The 16,923-nt window shown below is 62.7% G+C and carries 14 protein-coding genes and 5 tRNA genes; 17 read left to right on the forward strand and 2 right to left on the reverse strand.

All coding sequences use genetic code 11. The annotated features are described in order from the left end of the window. Nucleotides 1-2: 2 nt before the first annotated feature. A complete protein-coding gene (locus LOY22_RS08760) occupies nt 3-1,811 on the reverse strand; it encodes a sigma-54-dependent Fis family transcriptional regulator (RefSeq protein WP_258597119.1) in 1,809 nt (602 codons plus the stop codon). A 244-nt stretch (nt 1,812-2,055) separates the two neighbouring features. On the opposite strand from LOY22_RS08760, the gene LOY22_RS08765 reads away from it, so the two are divergent. Genes LOY22_RS08765 through LOY22_RS08790 form a run of 6 tightly spaced genes read left to right on the forward strand, consistent with a single transcriptional unit; the run spans nt 2,056 to nt 7,990 of the window. Next, a complete protein-coding gene (locus tag LOY22_RS08765; protein WP_213601983.1) occupies nt 2,056-3,150 on the forward strand; it encodes an ABC transporter ATP-binding protein in 1,095 nt (364 codons plus the stop codon). After that, nucleotides 3,150-4,247 (forward strand): ABC transporter ATP-binding protein, encoded by a 1,098-nt coding sequence (locus LOY22_RS08770; protein WP_093385287.1) that lies wholly within the window; start codon nt 3,150-3,152, stop codon nt 4,245-4,247. The genes LOY22_RS08765 and LOY22_RS08770 overlap by 1 nt, the downstream gene beginning before the upstream one ends. After that, nucleotides 4,244-5,107 carry a carbohydrate ABC transporter permease gene (locus LOY22_RS08775; RefSeq protein ID WP_045202147.1) on the forward strand — a complete coding sequence of 288 codons (864 nt, stop codon included), beginning with the start codon at nt 4,244-4,246 and terminating at the stop codon, nt 5,105-5,107. Before LOY22_RS08770 ends, LOY22_RS08775 begins: the two co-directional genes overlap by 4 nt. 9 nt (nt 5,108-5,116) lie before the next feature. Then, nucleotides 5,117-5,917: a carbohydrate ABC transporter permease gene (locus LOY22_RS08780; RefSeq protein ID WP_045202146.1), complete on the forward strand. Its 801-nt coding sequence runs from the start codon at nt 5,117-5,119 to the stop codon at nt 5,915-5,917. Nucleotides 5,918-5,927: 10 nt separating this feature from the next. Further along, nucleotides 5,928-6,200 carry a DUF2160 domain-containing protein gene (locus LOY22_RS08785; RefSeq protein ID WP_045202145.1) on the forward strand — a complete coding sequence of 91 codons (273 nt, stop codon included), beginning with the start codon at nt 5,928-5,930 and terminating at the stop codon, nt 6,198-6,200. Nucleotides 6,201-6,250: 50 nt separating this feature from the next. After that, on the forward strand, nt 6,251-7,990 hold the full coding sequence (locus tag LOY22_RS08790) for an ABC transporter substrate-binding protein (protein ID WP_045202144.1): 1,740 nt from the start codon (nt 6,251-6,253) through the stop codon (nt 7,988-7,990). 60 nt (nt 7,991-8,050) lie between these two features. On the opposite strand, the gene folD is transcribed toward LOY22_RS08790, so the two are convergent. Further along, nucleotides 8,051-8,905 (reverse strand): bifunctional methylenetetrahydrofolate dehydrogenase/methenyltetrahydrofolate cyclohydrolase FolD, encoded by an 855-nt coding sequence (gene folD / locus LOY22_RS08795; protein WP_093385281.1) that lies wholly within the window; start codon nt 8,903-8,905, stop codon nt 8,051-8,053. Nucleotides 8,906-9,190: 285 nt separating this feature from the next. Here folD and LOY22_RS08800 point away from each other — a divergent pair. The 11 genes from LOY22_RS08800 to LOY22_RS08850 all read left to right on the forward strand — a co-directional run bounded on the left by LOY22_RS08800 (nt 9,191) and on the right by LOY22_RS08850 (nt 16,921). Beyond that, nucleotides 9,191-9,267: transfer RNA gene (locus tag LOY22_RS08800), tRNA-Arg, on the forward strand. A 41-nt stretch (nt 9,268-9,308) separates the two neighbouring features. Continuing rightward, a tRNA-His gene (locus LOY22_RS08805) sits at nt 9,309-9,384 on the forward strand. A 53-nt stretch (nt 9,385-9,437) separates the two neighbouring features. Then, nucleotides 9,438-9,522, forward strand: a tRNA-Leu gene (locus LOY22_RS08810). Between the two features lie 83 nt (nt 9,523-9,605). Next, a tRNA-His gene (locus LOY22_RS08815) sits at nt 9,606-9,681 on the forward strand. A 53-nt stretch (nt 9,682-9,734) separates the two neighbouring features. Beyond that, nucleotides 9,735-9,819 (forward strand) — tRNA-Leu (locus LOY22_RS08820). A gap of 210 nt (nt 9,820-10,029) precedes the next feature. Beyond that, a complete protein-coding gene (locus LOY22_RS08825; RefSeq protein WP_093385278.1) occupies nt 10,030-12,441 on the forward strand; it encodes a TonB-dependent receptor in 2,412 nt (803 codons plus the stop codon). Between the two features lie 11 nt (nt 12,442-12,452). Further along, complete coding sequence (locus LOY22_RS08830; protein WP_258597120.1) at nt 12,453-13,373, forward strand: ChaN family lipoprotein; 921 nt, start codon at nt 12,453-12,455, stop codon at nt 13,371-13,373. Between the two features lie 24 nt (nt 13,374-13,397). After that, the gene (locus tag LOY22_RS08835; protein ID WP_213601979.1) at nt 13,398-14,318 is read left to right on the forward strand and encodes a ChuX/HutX family heme-like substrate-binding protein; all 921 of its coding nucleotides are present in this window, start codon (nt 13,398-13,400) and stop codon (nt 14,316-14,318) included. Beyond that, a complete protein-coding gene (locus LOY22_RS08840; RefSeq protein WP_093385269.1) occupies nt 14,315-15,145 on the forward strand; it encodes a hemin ABC transporter substrate-binding protein in 831 nt (276 codons plus the stop codon). Before LOY22_RS08835 ends, LOY22_RS08840 begins: the two co-directional genes overlap by 4 nt. Continuing rightward, entirely contained in the window at nt 15,142-16,152 is a 1,011-nt protein-coding gene (locus LOY22_RS08845) for an iron ABC transporter permease (protein ID WP_213601975.1), read from the forward strand. The genes LOY22_RS08840 and LOY22_RS08845 overlap by 4 nt, the downstream gene beginning before the upstream one ends. A 1-nt stretch (nt 16,153) precedes the next feature. Further along, the gene (locus LOY22_RS08850; RefSeq protein WP_258597121.1) at nt 16,154-16,921 is read left to right on the forward strand and encodes an ATP-binding cassette domain-containing protein; all 768 of its coding nucleotides are present in this window, start codon (nt 16,154-16,156) and stop codon (nt 16,919-16,921) included. Nucleotides 16,922-16,923 lie beyond the last annotated feature (2 nt).

Consider the following 16,923-nt stretch of genomic DNA (forward strand, 5'->3'; position numbering starts at 1 on the left):
CATCAGCCCAGGCGTTCGTCAACTGCGCCGGCATGGCCCTGGGTGTGCAGGCGCTTGTACAGGGTGGTGCGGCTGATGCCGAGGGCCCGGGCCAGGGCCGAGATATTGCCATTGAGGGCACGCAGGCGCTGGCCGAGATCGTCAGTGTTTGCCGGCGTGGCCAGCACTGGCGCGGCGGGCTTGGTCTCAGGCAGGTCGGCAAAGAAACTGTCGGGCAGGTGCTCCACGGCAATCGGCCGTTCGCCGGCCAACGCCAGGGCCACCTGCAGCACGCTGGCCAGTTGTCGCAGGTTGCCCGGCCAGGGATGCTGAAGCAGCAGTTCCAGCACTTTGCCGGGCAATTGCGTCGGTGCCCCCGGTTCGCGGTACTGCTGGTGGAGCTGTTCGATCAGGGCCAGGCGGTCGCTGCGTTCGCGCAGCGGTGGCAGCATCAGGCTCAGGCCGGCGATGCGGTAGTACAGGTCCTGGCGAAAATGACCCAGGCGCACCTGTTCGGCGAGGTTGTGGTTGGTCGCCGAGACCACGCGGATATCCACCGGCGTCGGTTCGCCGCTGCCCAGTGGCTGGATGCTGCGGGTTTGCAGAAAGCGCAGCAGGCGTGCCTGGGTGGGCAGCGGCATGTCGCCGATTTCGTCGAGAAACAAAATGCCATGGTCGGCCTTGCGGATCAGGCCGATGTTGCCCTTGTGGTGGGCGCCGGTGAACGCGCCTTTCTCGTAGCCGAACAGCTCCGACTCGACCAGCTCGGCCGGAATCGCCGCGCAGTTCACCGCAATCAATGGCTGCGTGGCGCGGCTACTGGCGCGGTGCAGGGCGGTGACAAAGACCTCCTTGCCGGCGCCGGTTTCGCCCTCGATCAACAGCGGGATGTCTTTTTCCAGCAGCAACCCGGCCTGGCGCAGGGCCTTGTCGATACGCGGATCGCAGCTTGGTTGCGGGCGGTTGAGCGCTGCTGCTGGTGATGCTGTGGGGGCATGCAGCAGGCAATGGAAGCGGTTGCGCCCGGCCACCTGCAGCGCAAATGGCTGGTCAGCCCGGTGGGCCAACAGTTGCGCCAGCGGCGTGCGGAACAACTGCTCCAGGTTCAGTTGCAGTGGGTTCTGCCCAAGCAGACTGTCGGCCCGACGGTTGGCCGCCAGCACCCGGCCCTGGTCATCGAACACCAGCAGCCCGGCCCATTGGCTGTCGAGGTTGTTGGCCCCGGTGTTGAAGCTCAGCTGTTGGTAGTGCCCGGCAAAACGCGCCAGGATCAGGCGGTTCTCCAGGCTCTGGCTCATCATCCGTACCAGGCCCTGAGTTTGCGCCGTCGGCAGGTAGCTGTCGCTGGACACATCGAGCACGCCGATCAGCTGGCGCTCGGCATCGAACAGCGGCGCGGCGGCGCTGGCCATGAAGCGGTTGAGCTTGAGGAAGTGTTCGTCCTGGCTGACATGTACCGCTTCGCCGGTGGCCAGGGCTGTGCCGATGGCGTTGGTGCCCACCCCTTGCTCGCGCCAGCAGGCACCGGCGATAAAGCCGTGGCGCTGGCGCGGGTCGATAAAGCGCCGGGTGCCCCAGGCATCGAGCAACTGGCCGTGATCGTCGCTGAGCATGATCAGGTAGCTGGAGTTACCCAGCAGGTGCGCGTACTGCGGCAGCACCTCGTCGCGAGTGGTGCCCAGCAGCGAGTGCTGGCGTTCGAGCAGCTCGCTGACCTGCACAGCAGATGCGTCGCCGAACTGCGGTTGCGACTGGTGGTCCAGGCCGTAGGCGCGGCAGCGCTGCCAGGACGCCTGGATCAGTTGCGCATGGGCGCTGGTGGATGCGGCCATGGGCCCGTCCTCTGCCGGCGGCAGTGTTGTTGTTTTTGTGTGATCCAGTGTTGTTCAGTCCTGTTCATTGTCAATGCCGCGGCTGTTCAACCGTGCAGTGAAGGTTGTTCATTTGTGTTCAGGAGTGAACCTTGGCAAAGCCACAATCTGCTGAAAGTCCTTTGCCGACAACGGCTTGGCCAGCGCTGGCATGAATCTCGCTCTATAGCAGGCGCCTGTCCGCTAACAACAAGAAGGCCGCGCCATGTCGCTCACCCTTGAGCATGTCAGCCGTACCGTGGATAACCAGCTGTGCATCGACGATGCCTGCCTGCGCTTCGAGCCCGGCTCGTTCAATGTGCTGCTCGGCCGCACCCTGGCCGGCAAGACCAGCCTTATGCGCCTGATGGCCGGGCTTGATCGGCCAGACCGCGGCCGGGTGCTGATGAATGGCGAGGATGTCACCGGCCGGCCGGTGCGCCAGCGCAACGTGTCGATGGTCTATCAGCAGTTCATCAATTATCCGACCTTGAGTGTGTTCGAGAACATCGCCTCGCCCTTGCGCCAGGCGCGCATGGGCGAAGCGCTGATCCGCGAGAAGGTCCAGCAGACCGCGCAGATGCTGCGTATCGAACCGTATCTGCAGCGCTTGCCGCTGGAGCTTTCCGGTGGCCAGCAGCAACGCACGGCCATGGCCCGGGCACTGGTCAAGGATGCCGAACTGATCCTCTTCGACGAGCCGCTGGTGAACCTTGACTACAAGCTGCGCGAAGAGCTGCGCCAGGAGATGCGCGAGCTGTTCGCCGCGCGCCACTGCATTGCCGTGTACGCCACCACCGAACCCAACGAGGCCCTGGCCCTGGGCGGCACCACCACCATCCTCCATGAAGGGCGCATCGTCCAGAGCGGGCCCACTGCTCAGGTTTACCACCAGCCGCGCACGGTGCTGGCCGCCGAGCTGTTTTCCGAACCGCCGATCAACCTGATGCCCGGGCGTATCAACGGCAACGAAGTGAGTTTTGCCGGTGCTGTGCATTTCGCCATGAACGCCGACCTGCGCCGCATCGGCGATGGCGACTACCGCTTCGGCGTGCGCCCGAGCCATATCAGCCTGGTGCCGTCCAACGACGATGACCTGGAGCTGGCGGTGCTGGTGGAGCTGGCGGAAATCAGCGGCTCGGAAACCTTCCTGCATGTGCGCAACGAGCACTTTCGCCTGGTCCTGCACTTGCCAGGGGTGCACGAGTACCACGTCGATGCGCCGATCCGGGTGTTCATCCCCACCCACAAGCTGTTTGTCTTCGACCCCGCCGGGCAACTGGTGCAGGCCCCGGGCTTGCGTGAAACGAGGGTCGCCTGATGGCCGAGATTCGTCTGCAGCAGCTGGCCCATAGCTACAGCCGTGCCCCCCAGGGTGCGGACGACTATGCCTTGCGTGAGCTTGAACATGTCTGGGAGCAAGGCGGCGCCTACGCCTTGCTCGGCCCATCGGGGTGCGGCAAGTCGACCTTGCTCAATATCATTTCCGGGTTGCTCAGCCCGTCCCACGGCCAGGTACTGTTCGATGGCAAGGTGGTCAACGAACTGTCGCCACAGGCGCGCAACATCGCCCAGGTGTTTCAGTTTCCGGTGGTCTACGACACCATGACGGTGTTCGACAATCTGGCCTTCCCGCTGCGCAACCAGGGCCTGGATGAAGCGCGCATTGCCAGCAAGGTGGCCGAGATCGCCGAGGTGCTCGATCTCGGCAACCTGCTGAAGAAAAAAGCCCGCAACCTTAGCGCCGATGAAAAGCAGAAGGTCTCCATGGGCCGTGGGCTGGTGCGCGACGACGTCTCGGCGATCCTCTTTGACGAGCCGCTGACGGTGATCGACCCGCACCTTAAGTGGAAGCTGCGGCGCAAGCTCAAGCAGATCCACGAGCAGTTCAATATCACCATGATCTACGTCACCCACGATCAGCTCGAAGCCTCGACCTTCGCCGACAAGATCGCGGTGATGTATGGCGGCCAGATCGTCCAGTTCGGCACCCCGCGCGAGTTGTTCGAGCGTCCGCGCCATACCTTCGTCGGCTATTTCATCGGCAGCCCGGGGATGAACCTGATCCCGGTGCAGGTGCAGCCTGGTGGCGTCGGCTTCGCCGGCATTCACCTGGCGTTGCCGCTGGAGTTGCAGGCGCGCCTGGCTGCGACCAGTGCCGTGCGCCTGCAAGTGGGCATCCGCCCGGAATTCGTCCAGGTCTGGGACACCCCGTTCGACGAAGGCTTCAGCGCCCGGGTGGTGGATGTCGAAGACCTGGGTACCTACAAGATTCTCAGCCTCGACCTGCAAGGCGTGCCGCTCAAAGTGCGCCTGGGCGAGGACCGCACGCTGCCCGAGGGCCAGGCCTGGATCAGTTTTCCGGCGCAGTGGCTGATGCTCTATGCCGATGACGTACTGCTGGAGGCCCGGCCATGAACAAAGTGCCCAACAACAAGGCCTGGTGGCTGGTGCTGCCGGTGTTCCTGCTGGTGGCGTTCAGCGCTGTGGTGCCGATGATGACCGTGGTCAACTACTCGGTGCAGGACATTTTCGACCAGTCCAGTCGCTACTTCGTCGGCGCCGACTGGTACCGCCAGGTGCTGCAGGATCCGCGCCTGCACGACTCGCTGTTGCGCCAGTTCATCTATTCGGCCTGCGTGCTGCTGATCGAAATCCCCCTGGGCATCGCCATCGCCCTGACCATGCCGACCAAGGGCCGCTGGTCGTCGCTGTGCCTGATCGTCATGGCCATTCCGCTGCTGATCCCGTGGAACGTGGTCGGCACCATCTGGCAGATTTTCGGCCGCGCCGACATCGGCCTGCTGGGCGCTTCGCTCAACCAGCTGGGCATCAGCTACAACTACGCCGCCAACACCATGGACGCCTGGGTCACGGTGCTGGTGATGGACGTCTGGCACTGGACCTCGCTGGTGGCGCTGCTGTGTTACTCCGGCTTGCGCGCAATCCCCGATGTCTATTACCAGGCGGCGCGCATCGACCGCGCTTCGGCCTGGGCAGTGTTCCGGCATATCCAGTTGCCGAAGATGAAGAACGTGCTGTTGATCGCGGTGATGCTGCGCTTCATGGACAGCTTCATGATCTACACCGAGCCGTTCGTGCTCACCGGTGGCGGGCCTGGCAATGCCACCACTTTCCTCAGCCAGACCCTGACGCAGATGGCCGTGGGGCAGTTCGACCTGGGTCCGGCGGCGGCGTTCTCGCTGGTGTACTTCCTGATCATCCTGCTGGTGTCGTGGCTGTTCTATACCGCCATGACCCACGCCGACAAACAGTAGGGGCCGCCCATGAACCTGCGCAAGACGCTGGCGCTGCTGCTGTACATTCTGTTCCTGCTGGTGCCGATCTACTGGCTGCTGAACATGTCGTTCAAGAGCAACACCGAGATCCTCGGCGGCCTGACCCTGTGGCCGCAGAACTTCACCTTCGACAACTACCGGGTGATCTTCACCGACCCCAGTTGGTACAGCGGCTACATCAACTCGCTGTACTACGTGTGCCTGAACACAGTGATCTCGCTGAGCGTGGCCTTGCCGGCCGCCTATGCCTTTTCGCGCTACCGGTTTCTGGGCGACAAGCACCTGTTCTTCTGGCTGCTGACCAACCGCATGGCGCCGCCGGCGGTGTTCCTGCTGCCATTCTTCCAGTTATATTCCTCCATTGGCCTGTTCGATACGCACATTGCCGTGGCCCTGGCCCACTGCCTGTTCAACGTACCGTTGGCGGTGTGGATCCTTGAGGGCTTCATGTCCGGGGTGCCCAAGGAGATCGACGAAACCGCCTACATCGATGGCTATAGCTTCCCGCGGTTCTTCGTGAAGATCTTCGTCCCGCTGATTGGCTCCGGCATCGGCGTCACGGCGTTTTTCTGCTTCATGTTTTCCTGGGTCGAATTGCTGCTGGCGCGCACCCTGACCTCGGTGAATGCCAAGCCGATTGCCGCGGTAATGACCCGCACGGTGTCGGCCTCGGGGATCGACTGGGGCGTGCTGGCCGCCGCCGGGGTATTGACCATTCTGCCGGGCATGCTGGTGATCTGGTTTGTCCGCAACCATGTGGCCAAGGGCTTTGCCCTGGGCCGGGTCTGAGGAGCGCGCTATGGACTGGATGGCCTGGACCCTGCCGACGGCGATCTTCTTCGCCGCGATCGGCCTGTTGCTGCTGGGCATGACGGTGTACGAGCTGCGCCGGCCATGCGTCGAGCGTCGCGGCTTTCTGCCGATTGCCACCACCCGTGGCGACCGGCTGTTCATTGCTTTGCTGGGCAGCGCTTACCTGCATTTGCTGGTAATCGGGCTCAGCGACTGGAACCTGTGGGTGGCCTCGCTGCTGTCCCTGGCCTGGCTGTTGGTGGTGATGCGCTGGGGGTAGCCGAGGGCAATCGGCGCGCCTGGGTGAAAATACTCAATCGGGAGATCACAATGTTCGACAACAACAAGAACCGGCGACATTTGACCCTGGCAGCCCTGCTGGTGCTGGGCAGCTTTCACGCCAGCGCCTGGGCCGATGCCTACGAAGATGCCGCGAAAAAATGGATCGGCAGCGAGTTCAAGCCTTCGACCCTGACTCCCGAGCAGCAGCTCGAAGAGTTGAAGTGGTTCATCAAGGCTTCCGAGCCGTTTCGCGGGATGAAGATCAACGTGGTGTCGGAAACCATCGCCACCCATGAATACGAGTCCAAGGTGCTGGCCAAGGCCTTCAGCGAGATCACCGGGATCAAGCTGACCCACGACCTGCTGCAAGAAGGTGACGTGGTAGAAAAACTGCAGACGCAGATGCAGTCGGACAAGAACATCTACGACGGCTGGGTCAATGATTCCGACCTGATCGGTACGCACTTTCGCTACGGCAAGACTGAGTCGATCACCGACCTGATGGCCAATGAAGGCAAGGACTACACCTCGCCAACCCTGGACCTCAAGGACTTTATCGGCATCTCCTTCACCACCGCGCCGGACGGCAAGGTTTACCAGCTGCCCGACCAGCAGTTCGCCAACCTCTACTGGTTCCGCGCCGACTGGTTCGACCGCCCCGACCTCAAGGCCAAGTTCAAGGAAAAGTACGGCTACGAACTGGGCGTGCCGGTGAACTGGTCGGCCTATGAAGACATCGCCAAGTTTTTCAGCGAGGACGTCAAGGAAATCGACGGCAAGCGTGTCTACGGACACATGGACTACGGCAAGAAAGACCCGTCACTGGGCTGGCGCTTCACCGACGCCTGGTTCTCCATGGCCGGCGGCGGCGACAAGGGCTTGCCCAATGGCCTGCCGGTGGACGAATGGGGGATTCGCGTCGAGGACTGCCACCCGGTCGGTTCCAGTGTCACCCGTGGCGGCGATACCAACGGCCCGGCGGCGGTGTATGCCACGCAAAAATATGTCGACTGGATGCGCGCCTATGCGCCGCCCGAGGCCCAGGGCATGACCTTCTCCGAGTCCGGGCCGGTGCCGTCCCAGGGCAATATCGCCCAGCAGATCTTCTGGTACACCGCCTTTACCGCCGACATGACCAAGCCGGGCCTGCCGGTGATGAACGCCGACGGCACGCCGAAGTGGCGCATGGCGCCGTCGCCCAAGGGGCCGTACTGGGAGGAGGGTATGAAGCTGGGTTATCAGGACGCCGGCTCCTGGACCTTCCTCAAGTCGACCCCGGAGAAGCAACGCCTGGCGGCCTGGCTGTACGCCCAGTTCGTCACCTCCAAGACCGTCTCGCTGAAAAAGACCATCGTCGGCCTGACGCCGATCCGCGAGTCTGATATCAACTCCCAGGCCATGACTGACCTTGCGCCCAAGCTCGGCGGCCTGGTGGAGTTCTACCGCAGCCCGGCGCGGGTGCAATGGACCCCGACCGGCACCAACGTGCCGGATTACCCGCGCCTGGCTCAGCTGTGGTGGAGCCATATTGCCGAGGCGGCCAGTGGCGAGAAAACCCCGCAACAGGCGCTCGACGGCCTGGCCAAGGATCAGGACGCGATCCTTGCTCGTCTGGAGCGTTCCAAGGCCCAGGCCACCTGTGCGCCGAAGCTCAATCCCGAGAAAGATGCCCAGTACTGGTTTGATCAGCCCGGTGCGCCGAAGCCGAAACTGGCCAACGAGAAGCCCCAGGGCGAGACCGTGAGCTACAGCGAGCTGCTCAAATCCTGGGAGGCTGCGCGCAAGTAACCACACAGGCACAAAAAAACGGCACCTTCACAGGTGCCGTTTTTATCCCGCCATCAGCACTTACTTATGCAGCTCTTCGGCCGCATACAGGGTGTTTTCCAGCAGGCAGGCGCGGGTCATCGGCCCGACGCCACCCGGTACCGGGGTGATCCAGCCGGCGCGGGGCAGGGCGGTCTCGTAGACCACATCGCCCACCAGCTTGCCATCTTCCTGGCGGTTGATGCCGACGTCGATGACGATCGCGCCTTCCTTGATCCACTCACCCTTGACCAGGCCCGGCTTGCCGGCAGCCACTACCACCAGGTCGGCGCGGCCGACGTGACCGGCCAGATCCTTGGTGAAGCGGTGGGTGACGGTCACGGTGCAACCGGCCAGCAGCAGTTCCATGGCCATCGGCCGGCCAACGATGTTGGAGGCGCCAACGACCACCGCGTTCATGCCGTACAGGTCCTGGCCGGTGCTTTCGAGCAGGGCCATGATGCCTTTTGGCGTGCACGGGCGCAGCAGCGGGATACGCTGGGCCAGGCGGCCGACGTTATACGGATGGAAACCATCGACGTCCTTGTCGGGGCGAATGCGCTCGAGCAGCAGCGAGGCATCCAGGTGCGCCGGCAATGGCAGTTGCAGGAGGATGCCGTCGATGTTCGGGTCGTCATTGAGGCGATCGATCAGCTCGGTCAGGGCTTGCTGCGTGGTATCGCTGGGCAGGTCGAAGGCCTGGGAGTTGAAGCCGACCTCTTCGCAATCCTTGCGCTTGTGCGAGACATAGACTTGAGAAGCGGGGTCGGTGCCGACCAGGATCACCGCCAGGCCAGGCGTACGCAGGCCTTGCTGGCGACGCTCCACGACACGTTGGGCGATCTGCTGGCGCAGGCTGGCGGCGATCGCCTTGCCGTCGATAAGGTGTGCAGTCATGACGCGTGATTAACCATCGAGAGGGAATAAAAAGAGCGCGCATTCTCGCATGAAGGGGCCCGAGGGCAAAGGCGCTTGGTCTGGCAATTGCCCTAAGCCCTTAAATAAAATGAATTTTTTTTAGAAAACTGTTGACGACCTTTCCACTCGTCTATAAGATTCGTCGCACTTGTCGGGCAGAGCCTAGCACTGGTTAGCAAGGTCAGGCAGAATGAGCAGATTTTTTAGCTTGTTCGGTACGGCTAAAAGTTAATTTGTAATCGTCACAGAAAGCAGATTAAATATGCGCCCGTAGCTCAGCTGGATAGAGCATCCGCCTTCTAAGCGGATGGTCGCAGGTTCGAGTCCTGCCGGGTGCGCCAATCGGCAGCTTTGGCACAAGTAAAGCGGTAACTGCAATATGGTGGACGTAGCTCAGTTGGTAGAGCGCAGGATTGTGATTCCTGTGGTCGTGGGTTCGATTCCCATCGTCCACCCCATATTCCAAAAGGCGCCTGATGAAAGTCTGGCGCCTTTGCTTTAAAAGCGTCATGCGGACGTGGTGAAATTGGTAGACACACTGGATTTAGGTTCCAGCGGCGCAAGCTGTAAGAGTTCGAGTCTCTTCGTCCGCACCATCCAACGTTTCACCGCCCTTCGCTGAAGCGCGTGAATGTTTCAAAAGCAGCTTTGACAGGTGCAAAGCGGCACATGCAATATGGTGGACGTAGCTCAGTTGGTAGAGCGCAGGATTGTGATTCCTGTGGTCGTGGGTTCGATTCCCATCGTCCACCCCATATTCCCAAAGGCGCCCGATGAAAATCCGGCGCCTTTGTTTTAAACGCTTCATGCGGACGTGGTGAAATTGGTAGACACACTGGATTTAGGTTCCAGCGGCGCAAGCTGTAAGAGTTCGAGTCTCTTCGTCCGCACCATCCAAGCTTTCACCGCCCTTCACTGAAGCGCGAGAAAGCCTCGAAAAAGCCGCCTTGTGCGGCTTTTTTCGTTTCCAGGGTTTGATTCCTGCCTGCTGGTTCCCCCCCAAATAGAAAATAGTTTCAGATGGAACTGATTTTCATTTCACTTTTTGCTTCCCTCGCGTGACCTCTCCTACAAGATCATTTCAATCTGCAAGGGAGCGCCTCGTGAAGAGCACACAGCCGGCCGCCGTTCAGCGGCTGCAGCCAAACAACAAAAACGCTGCACGCAAGATTGCCTGCAGTGCGCTGACCGCACTGGCTTTGGCGGGCGGCAGCAACGCCTGGTCGTTGGCCAATGCCGCTGAAAGAGGCGCGACCCAGCAGGCGCCGCTGCGCAAGCATTATGAAATTGCGCCAGGGCAACTGGCGCCGGCCTTGAACCAGTTGGCCACCGCTACCGGGGTGATCCTCACCTTCGATCCGCAACTCAGCGAGAACCGCAGCACCCAGGGCCTGAGCGGCGAGTACACCCTCAAGGAGGCTTTCGACCTGCTGCTGATGGGCACTGGCCTGTGGGTTGAGCGGCTCAAGGATCATACCTACGTGCTGCGCATGCACGAACGCAGCGACAGCGCGCTTGAAGTCGGCCCGACCATGGTCGGCGCCCTGGCCGAGCGGCCCGGGGCAATCCAGAGCAGCCGGGAAGTGCATGCCGAGCGCCAGGACCTCAACAGTGTGGTGCGCTCGATACCCGGTACTTACACCTTGCACTCGCGCAGCCAGCCGGGGGTGTCGGTGAACATTCGTGGCCTGGCCGGCCTGGGCCGGGTCAACACCATGATCGATGGCGTCACCCAGACCTTTCGCAATAATGCCGGCCACGGCTCGGGTGGGCCGATGGCCTTTGTCGACGCCAACCTGCTGGCCGGGGTCGATGTACAGCGTGGTTCGGTGGACGGCGCCGAAGGTGCCAACACCCTGGGCGGCTCGGCGAACTTTCGTACCTTCGATATCGATGACATCGTCAAACCAGACCACCGTGTAGGCCTGCGCACGACTTATCGCACCGGTAACAACGGCTACGGCAACACCCGCATGTTTGCCGCCGGTGCCCGCACCCGTCCGGAAGATGTCGAGGGTGTCTACGGTCTGGTCGCCGCGGTGAGCAGCACCCAGACCGGCGAGTACAAGACCACCAACGGCCAGTCCAACGAATACGACACCACCAAGCAGAACCCACGCTCCGGCTTGCTCAAGCTGCGCCTGCAGCCCAACGACATGCACCGCCTTGACCTGAGCGGGGTGAAGTACCGCAACGAGTTCTATCACAACTACCCCTGGCAACTGGACAACGAGACCTATCGCGCCAAGTACGCCTACACGCCCTACAGCGAATGGGTGAACCTCACGGTCAATGCCTACCAGAACAAGACTGAGCTTGAGTACCCGCCGGTAGAAGAGTCCCACTACATTGGCCGCAAAACCCGCGACGACGCCCACGGCTTTGACCTGACCAACGTCAGTCGTTTCAACCTCGGGCCGGTGGAGGCGAGCTGGAGCAATGGCGCGCGTTACTACACCGACGACTTCGTTGCCCAGACCCCGGAGAAACGCGGCGCCAACCCCGAAGGCAAGCAGGCTACCCATAGCCTGTTCAGCACCCTGGAATTCAACTACGACATCTATGCCCTGACCCTGGCCGGCCACTATGACGGCTACAAGGTCAGCGGCCATGTGCCCAAGTGCTCGATCATTGGCCAGTGCCGCGGCATCGATGGCGGTGACGTGGATATCACCCGTCGTGAACACAGCTTCAACCCGCGGGTGGGCTTCGCAGTCAAGCCTTATGACTGGATGCAGCTCTACAGCAGCTGGTCGCGCACCTCGCGGGCGCCGCGGGTGCAGGAAATGTTCTTCGAGAAAGTGCCGCTCGAGGCCGATGCCAGCGACGCCGATGGTGTCGGCGCCAACCCGTTCCTGCGTCAGGAACGTTCGACCAACTACGAGTTCGGGGTCAATTTCAGCCGCGCCGGGCTGTTCAGCAACGACGACTACGGGCAACTGAAGATCAACCGCTTTATCAGCAAGATCGATGGCTACATCACCCCGCAGTCGTTCGACATCCTTGATGACGACGGCGAAGAGTCGGCGAAGATGAACTGGGTCAACTGGCCGGAAGAAGTGCGCATGAGCGGCTATGAGCTGGAAGGGCGCTACGACGCCGGCTTCTTCTACGCCAATCTGTCGTGGACCAAGGCCACGACCAAGTCGCCGACCACCTCCGGCATCGAGCTGGAAGACATCAACAGTCAGCCGGACCGCTTCTGGACCCTCGACCTTGGCACCCGCTGGTTTGACGAACGCCTGGTGCTGGGCGCCCGTGGCGAGTACGCCGGCCCGTCGGAAACCAGCTGGGACTGGTACGAGACGAAAAAATCCAACTCCACCGGGGTGATCTGGGACCTGTACGGCAGCTACCGGGTGCAGGACAACCTGAGCCTGTTCTTCAACGTCGAGAACGTCGGCAACAAGGTCTACAACAACAGCGCCTCGGTGGACTACCTGATGTCGGCGGTGATGGACCAGGGCAACGGCCGTGGCCGCACCACCTCGTTCGGCTTCACCCTCGAATACTGACAGGACCCTTCATGTTCAAGTCTTCTTTTATAGGGGCAGGGCTGGCGCTGCTCGTCGGTTGCGCCAGCGTCAATGCGCCGGTGGCCGACAGCGCCTACACCCGGGTCGAAAGCCATATTCCCGAATGGGGCGCGATCATCGAGTTGGGCAGTGGCAAGCAGGTTTCGCCGACGCAACTGCTTGATGAGCTGGCGCCAGCGCACACGGTGATGGTCGGCGAAGTGCACGACAACTTCGCCCATCATCTGATCGAGCAATGGCTGGCGACCCACCTGGCCAAGCGCCGGCCCCAGGGGGCGGTGGTCCTGGAGATGCTCGACAGCGACCAGCAGCGCCCGGTCGCCGAAGTCCAGGCCTGGCTGGGCCAGGGCAATCAGGTGCGTAGCCAGCGCCTGCAACAGATCATCCATTGGGACCCGCGCTGGAGCTGGGAGCAATATGGCACGCTGATGGTAGCGCTGATGCCGGCGCCAGCGGCACTGCTGGCCGGCAACCTGTCGGGCGCCGAGCGCAAGCGTCTGATGGCAACAGCGCCAGCCAACCCCGACGGTCTGTTCCCGTCGCCCGCCATCGCCGCCCGCCAACGCCAGCAGATCAAGCAGATGCACTGCGGGCAGATCGGTGCCGCGCGCATGAATGCAATGCTGGCGATCCAGCACGCCCGCGATCAGCGCATGGCGCAGGTGCTCGATAACGCCCAGGCGCCGCGACTGCTATTGGCGGGTGTGCTGCACACGCTCAAAAGCCTGGGCGCCCCGCCATACCTGGGGCAAGGGGCGAGCGACCCGGGGCTGAAAGTACTGGTGATCGCTGAGCAGGATCATCGCCTGAGCGCCAGCGACGCCGACTACGTCTGGATGCTGCCGAGCGCGGATGCCGAGGGCGCCGCCCTGGTTACCGACGCGGGTGGTTGCGACCAGCCCGCCCATTGAAACCTTCATTACAAGGAATTAGCCATGACTCAACTGACTGAAAGCGGATTCAACCCGCTGTGCCTGGACCTGCCCGCCGTGGAGGTAGCCGCACAGCTGCATAGCCTGGGCCTGGTGCGCACGTGTACGCCGGCTAACCATGCCGTGATCGAACAACTGGGGCGTTATCCGCAATCCGACGATATCAGCGAAGCGGGGCTGGTGATTGGCGAGGACGGCCTGGACCTGCGCTTGAATCTGCGTGCCTGGTACTGGATCGGCATGGCTCATGATGCCAGTGGCTACCGCCTGAGTGTCTTCGATCGCCACGGCAAAGTGCTGCTGCGCCTGGCCTCGACCGAGCAGTCGTCGATGGCCGGCTGGGCAGGACTGTATGAGCAGTGCATCGACAAGCCGGCAGTTTTCAGCGAGCCGCCTTCGTTCGGCAAGCGTGATCTGCAGGTGCCCGGCCTTGTTGAGGAATGGGCGGCGATGGCCAATGTCCATGAGCACTTTGCCCTGCTCAAGCGCCACGGCCTGACCCGTTACGAAGGTAACGCGCTGGTGGCCCCGGATTTTGCCCGGCAACTTTCGCAGACCAGCCCGGTGGCGATGTTCCGTGAGCTGGCCGCCAGCGCGCTGGAGCTGATGCTGTTCGTCTACAGCGCCGGTAGCGTGCAGATCTTTACCGGCCGGCTGACGGGTGTGAGCGAGTCGGGCGCCGAGCTGCTGTTCGACATGCCCGCCAGTGACCAGGCGGCGGCTACCTGCTTCAGGATCGCCGATGCGCCGGATGCGCAGATCTGGCGGGTTTACAAACCGAACCAGGTCGGCGGCGTCACCAGCCTCGAGTTTTTTGATGCCGAGCAGCGTCTGATTGTCCAGGTCTTTGCTCGTCGTCCGGCGGGGCAGCCTGAACAACCGGCCTGGCGTGAGTGGCTGGATGCCCTGGAGGCGGCGCGATGAAGGCTTTGCTGCTTGGCGTGCTGGCGGCCTGTGCGGTCATGACCGTGCAGGCCGAAACCGCCGATACGCTGGTGATCGGCAACGACCTGGCGGAAATTGTCGAGCGCCTGGGCGGTACTTCGCGCCTGGTCGGGCGCGATGATTCCAGTCGCTTTCCGCAGGCCATCGCCAACCTGCCGTCGGTGGGGTACATGCGCCAGCTCTCGGCAGAAGGGGTGCTGGCGCTCAAGCCACAACGGCTGCTGATCAGCGATGCTGCCCGTCCGGCTATCGTGCTGCGCCAGTTGAGCGGCCTGGGGCTTGAAGTGCTGAGCATTGCCCGCGGCAAGGGTGTCGGCGATATCCCGGCAAAGATCGAGCAGGTGGCGGCGGCCATGAACCTACAGGCGCAGGCGCAACCGTTGCTTGATGAGCAGCGCCAGTTGGCTGGGCAGTTGGCCAAGACGCCGGCGCTCAAAGGACCGAAGGCGCTGTTCATTTTCAATCATGCCGGCATGACGCCGCTGATCATGGGGCAAGGCACCGAAGCTCAGGCGGCACTGGCGCAGGCGGGGATCGAAAACTGCGCGACCTTCAATGCCTACAAGCAAGTGGCGGCTGAAGCCATGGTGTCGCTGGCGCCGGATTTCGTCATCGTCAGCCGCGCCGGGCTGGCGGCACTTGGGGGTGAAGACAACCTGTGGAAACTGGGCGGCCTGGCCCATACCCCGGCCGGACAGCATCGGCGCTTGGTGCAGGTCGATGACCAGGCGCTGCTCAACCTCGGGCCGCGCACGGTGCAGGCCATGCTGCAGCTACGCCAGGACGCAGGAGCGCTGTTTCCATGAGGCGCGCAAGCAGCGTCTCGCTGCCGATACTGATGCTGATGCTGGCAGGGCTGTGCGCCCTGCTGGTGGTGTGTTCGCTGGTCGGTAGTATCGGCTTGTCGCCACGGATTGTGTTCGGTGATCTGCCCACCGCCCTGGAGTGGCAGGTCTGGAGCGAAGTGCGCCTGCCGCGTCTGCTGCTGGCAGTGCTGGTGGGCTCGACCCTGGCGGTGGGCGGCACGGCGATGCAAGGCCTGTTTCGCAACCCGCTGGCCGACCCGACCCTGCTCGGCCAGGCCAGCGGCGCCGGGCTGGCGGTGTCGATCTGGGTCGTACTGTTCAACGGCCGCTTTGCCGGGCTGGAGCTTTATGGGCAGTTTTTCGCAGGCTTTATTGGCGCGTTGCTGGTGACCCTGGTGATTTTTCGTATTGGCCGCGGCTACAAAGGGCGCGAGTCGACCATCACCTTGTTGCTGGCCGGCTTGGTCATCAACACCCTGACCGGTGCCCTGGGCGGCATCCTCACCTTTGTCGCCAGCGAAGAGCAGTTGCGCCAGCTGAGCTTGTGGGGCATGGGCAGCCTGAGCAGCGCCGAGTGGTCGAGCGTATCGGTGGCCGCCCTGGTCTTGCCCCTGAGCTTGTGGGTGCTGGCGCGTTGCGCGGGCGATCTGGACTTGTTTCAGCTGGGCGAGGTGTCTGCACACGCCGCCGGGCTGGATGGCGACCGGCTGAAAAACCGCGTGGTGCTGGCTTCGTCGCTGGGTGTGGGGCTGTGCGTGGCGCTGAGCGGCATCATCGGGTTTATCGGCCTGCTGGTGCCGCATTGCCTGCGCCTGTATTTCGGCCCCGGCCACCGTTTGCTGATTCCTGCGTCGATGCTCTGCGGCGCGATCCTGTTGCTGGTCGCCGATACTCTGGCGCGCAGCCTCACCAGCCCGGCGGAGATTCCCGTCGGCCTGGTCACCAGCATTATTGGCGGGCCGTACTTTCTCTGGTTGTTACTCGGTCGCAAGGTGCGGGAGTTTTGACATGCTTGAACTGATCAATGTCAGCCTGGAGCAGCCGTTTGCCCTGGCGCCGTTCAGCGAACAGATAAGGGCGGGGGAGCTGCTGGGGTTGATCGGCCCCAATGGCGCGGGCAAAAGCACGCTGTTGTCGTTGATATCCGGTTACCTGCAACCGGCGGGCGGGCAGGTCGAGTTGCTCGGTCGAGCGTTGCCCGCTTATTTGCCCGGGCAACTGGCGCGCCGGCGCGCGCTGGTGACGCAGCAGATGGACAGTGCTTTCGATTGGCGGGTCGAAGAATTCATTCGTCTCGGTCAGCAGCACCCTGGCGAGCCGTGCCCGGGCATTATCGATGCGCTGGATGTCCGTCACTTGCTTGGCCGGGGAGTGTTGTCGCTGTCTGGCGGCGAGCTGCAGCGGGTAACCATTGCCCGGGCCATGAACCAATTGGCAATCAGCCCGCTGACTGACGCCTGGGACGATGGTCGCGGCTGCCTGCTGTTGCTGGACGAACCCACCAGCGCCCTGGATATCGGCCAGCAGCAGAACCTCATGCGGGTGTTGCGCACGCTGACCCGTTCGCCGCGTATTGCCGTGGTCTGTGTGTTACACGACCTGAACCTGGCTGCGCGCTACTGCGACCGCCTTTGGCTGCTCGAAGGCGGCCGGCTTTGCGCCAGCGGCGCGCCGGCCCAGGTGCTCAGCGAGCAGCGCATTGCCCAGGTGTTTGGTGCGCAGGTACGGGTAACGGCGGGTAAACACCACCAGGTGAGCATTGAGCTGGCGCCGTAAGT

Origin of the sequence: Pseudomonas sp. B21-035, assembly GCF_024748945.1 — a bacterium.
Classification (GTDB): domain Bacteria; phylum Pseudomonadota; class Gammaproteobacteria; order Pseudomonadales; family Pseudomonadaceae; genus Aquipseudomonas.

What these genes read in the sequence shown, in the direction of transcription:
- LOY22_RS08780 (WP_045202146.1), top strand. Translation starts at nt 5,117, where the DNA reads ATGAACCTGCGCAAGACGCTGGCGCTGCTGCTGTACATTCTGTTCCTG.
- LOY22_RS08765 (WP_213601983.1), top strand. Translation starts at nt 2,056, where the DNA reads ATGTCGCTCACCCTTGAGCATGTCAGCCGTACCGTGGATAACCAGCTG.
- LOY22_RS08835 (WP_213601979.1), top strand. Translation starts at nt 13,398, where the DNA reads ATGACTCAACTGACTGAAAGCGGATTCAACCCGCTGTGCCTGGACCTG.
- LOY22_RS08785 (WP_045202145.1), top strand. Translation starts at nt 5,928, where the DNA reads ATGGACTGGATGGCCTGGACCCTGCCGACGGCGATCTTCTTCGCCGCG.
- folD (WP_093385281.1), bottom strand. Translation starts at nt 8,905, where the DNA reads ATGACTGCACACCTTATCGACGGCAAGGCGATCGCCGCCAGCCTGCGC.
- LOY22_RS08790 (WP_045202144.1), top strand. Translation starts at nt 6,251, where the DNA reads ATGTTCGACAACAACAAGAACCGGCGACATTTGACCCTGGCAGCCCTG.
- LOY22_RS08770 (WP_093385287.1), top strand. Translation starts at nt 3,150, where the DNA reads ATGGCCGAGATTCGTCTGCAGCAGCTGGCCCATAGCTACAGCCGTGCC.
- LOY22_RS08775 (WP_045202147.1), top strand. Translation starts at nt 4,244, where the DNA reads ATGAACAAAGTGCCCAACAACAAGGCCTGGTGGCTGGTGCTGCCGGTG.
- LOY22_RS08845 (WP_213601975.1), top strand. Translation starts at nt 15,142, where the DNA reads ATGAGGCGCGCAAGCAGCGTCTCGCTGCCGATACTGATGCTGATGCTG.
- LOY22_RS08850 (WP_258597121.1), top strand. Translation starts at nt 16,154, where the DNA reads ATGCTTGAACTGATCAATGTCAGCCTGGAGCAGCCGTTTGCCCTGGCG.
- LOY22_RS08830 (WP_258597120.1), top strand. Translation starts at nt 12,453, where the DNA reads ATGTTCAAGTCTTCTTTTATAGGGGCAGGGCTGGCGCTGCTCGTCGGT.
- LOY22_RS08760 (WP_258597119.1), bottom strand. Translation starts at nt 1,811, where the DNA reads ATGGCCGCATCCACCAGCGCCCATGCGCAACTGATCCAGGCGTCCTGG.
- LOY22_RS08840 (WP_093385269.1), top strand. Translation starts at nt 14,315, where the DNA reads ATGAAGGCTTTGCTGCTTGGCGTGCTGGCGGCCTGTGCGGTCATGACC.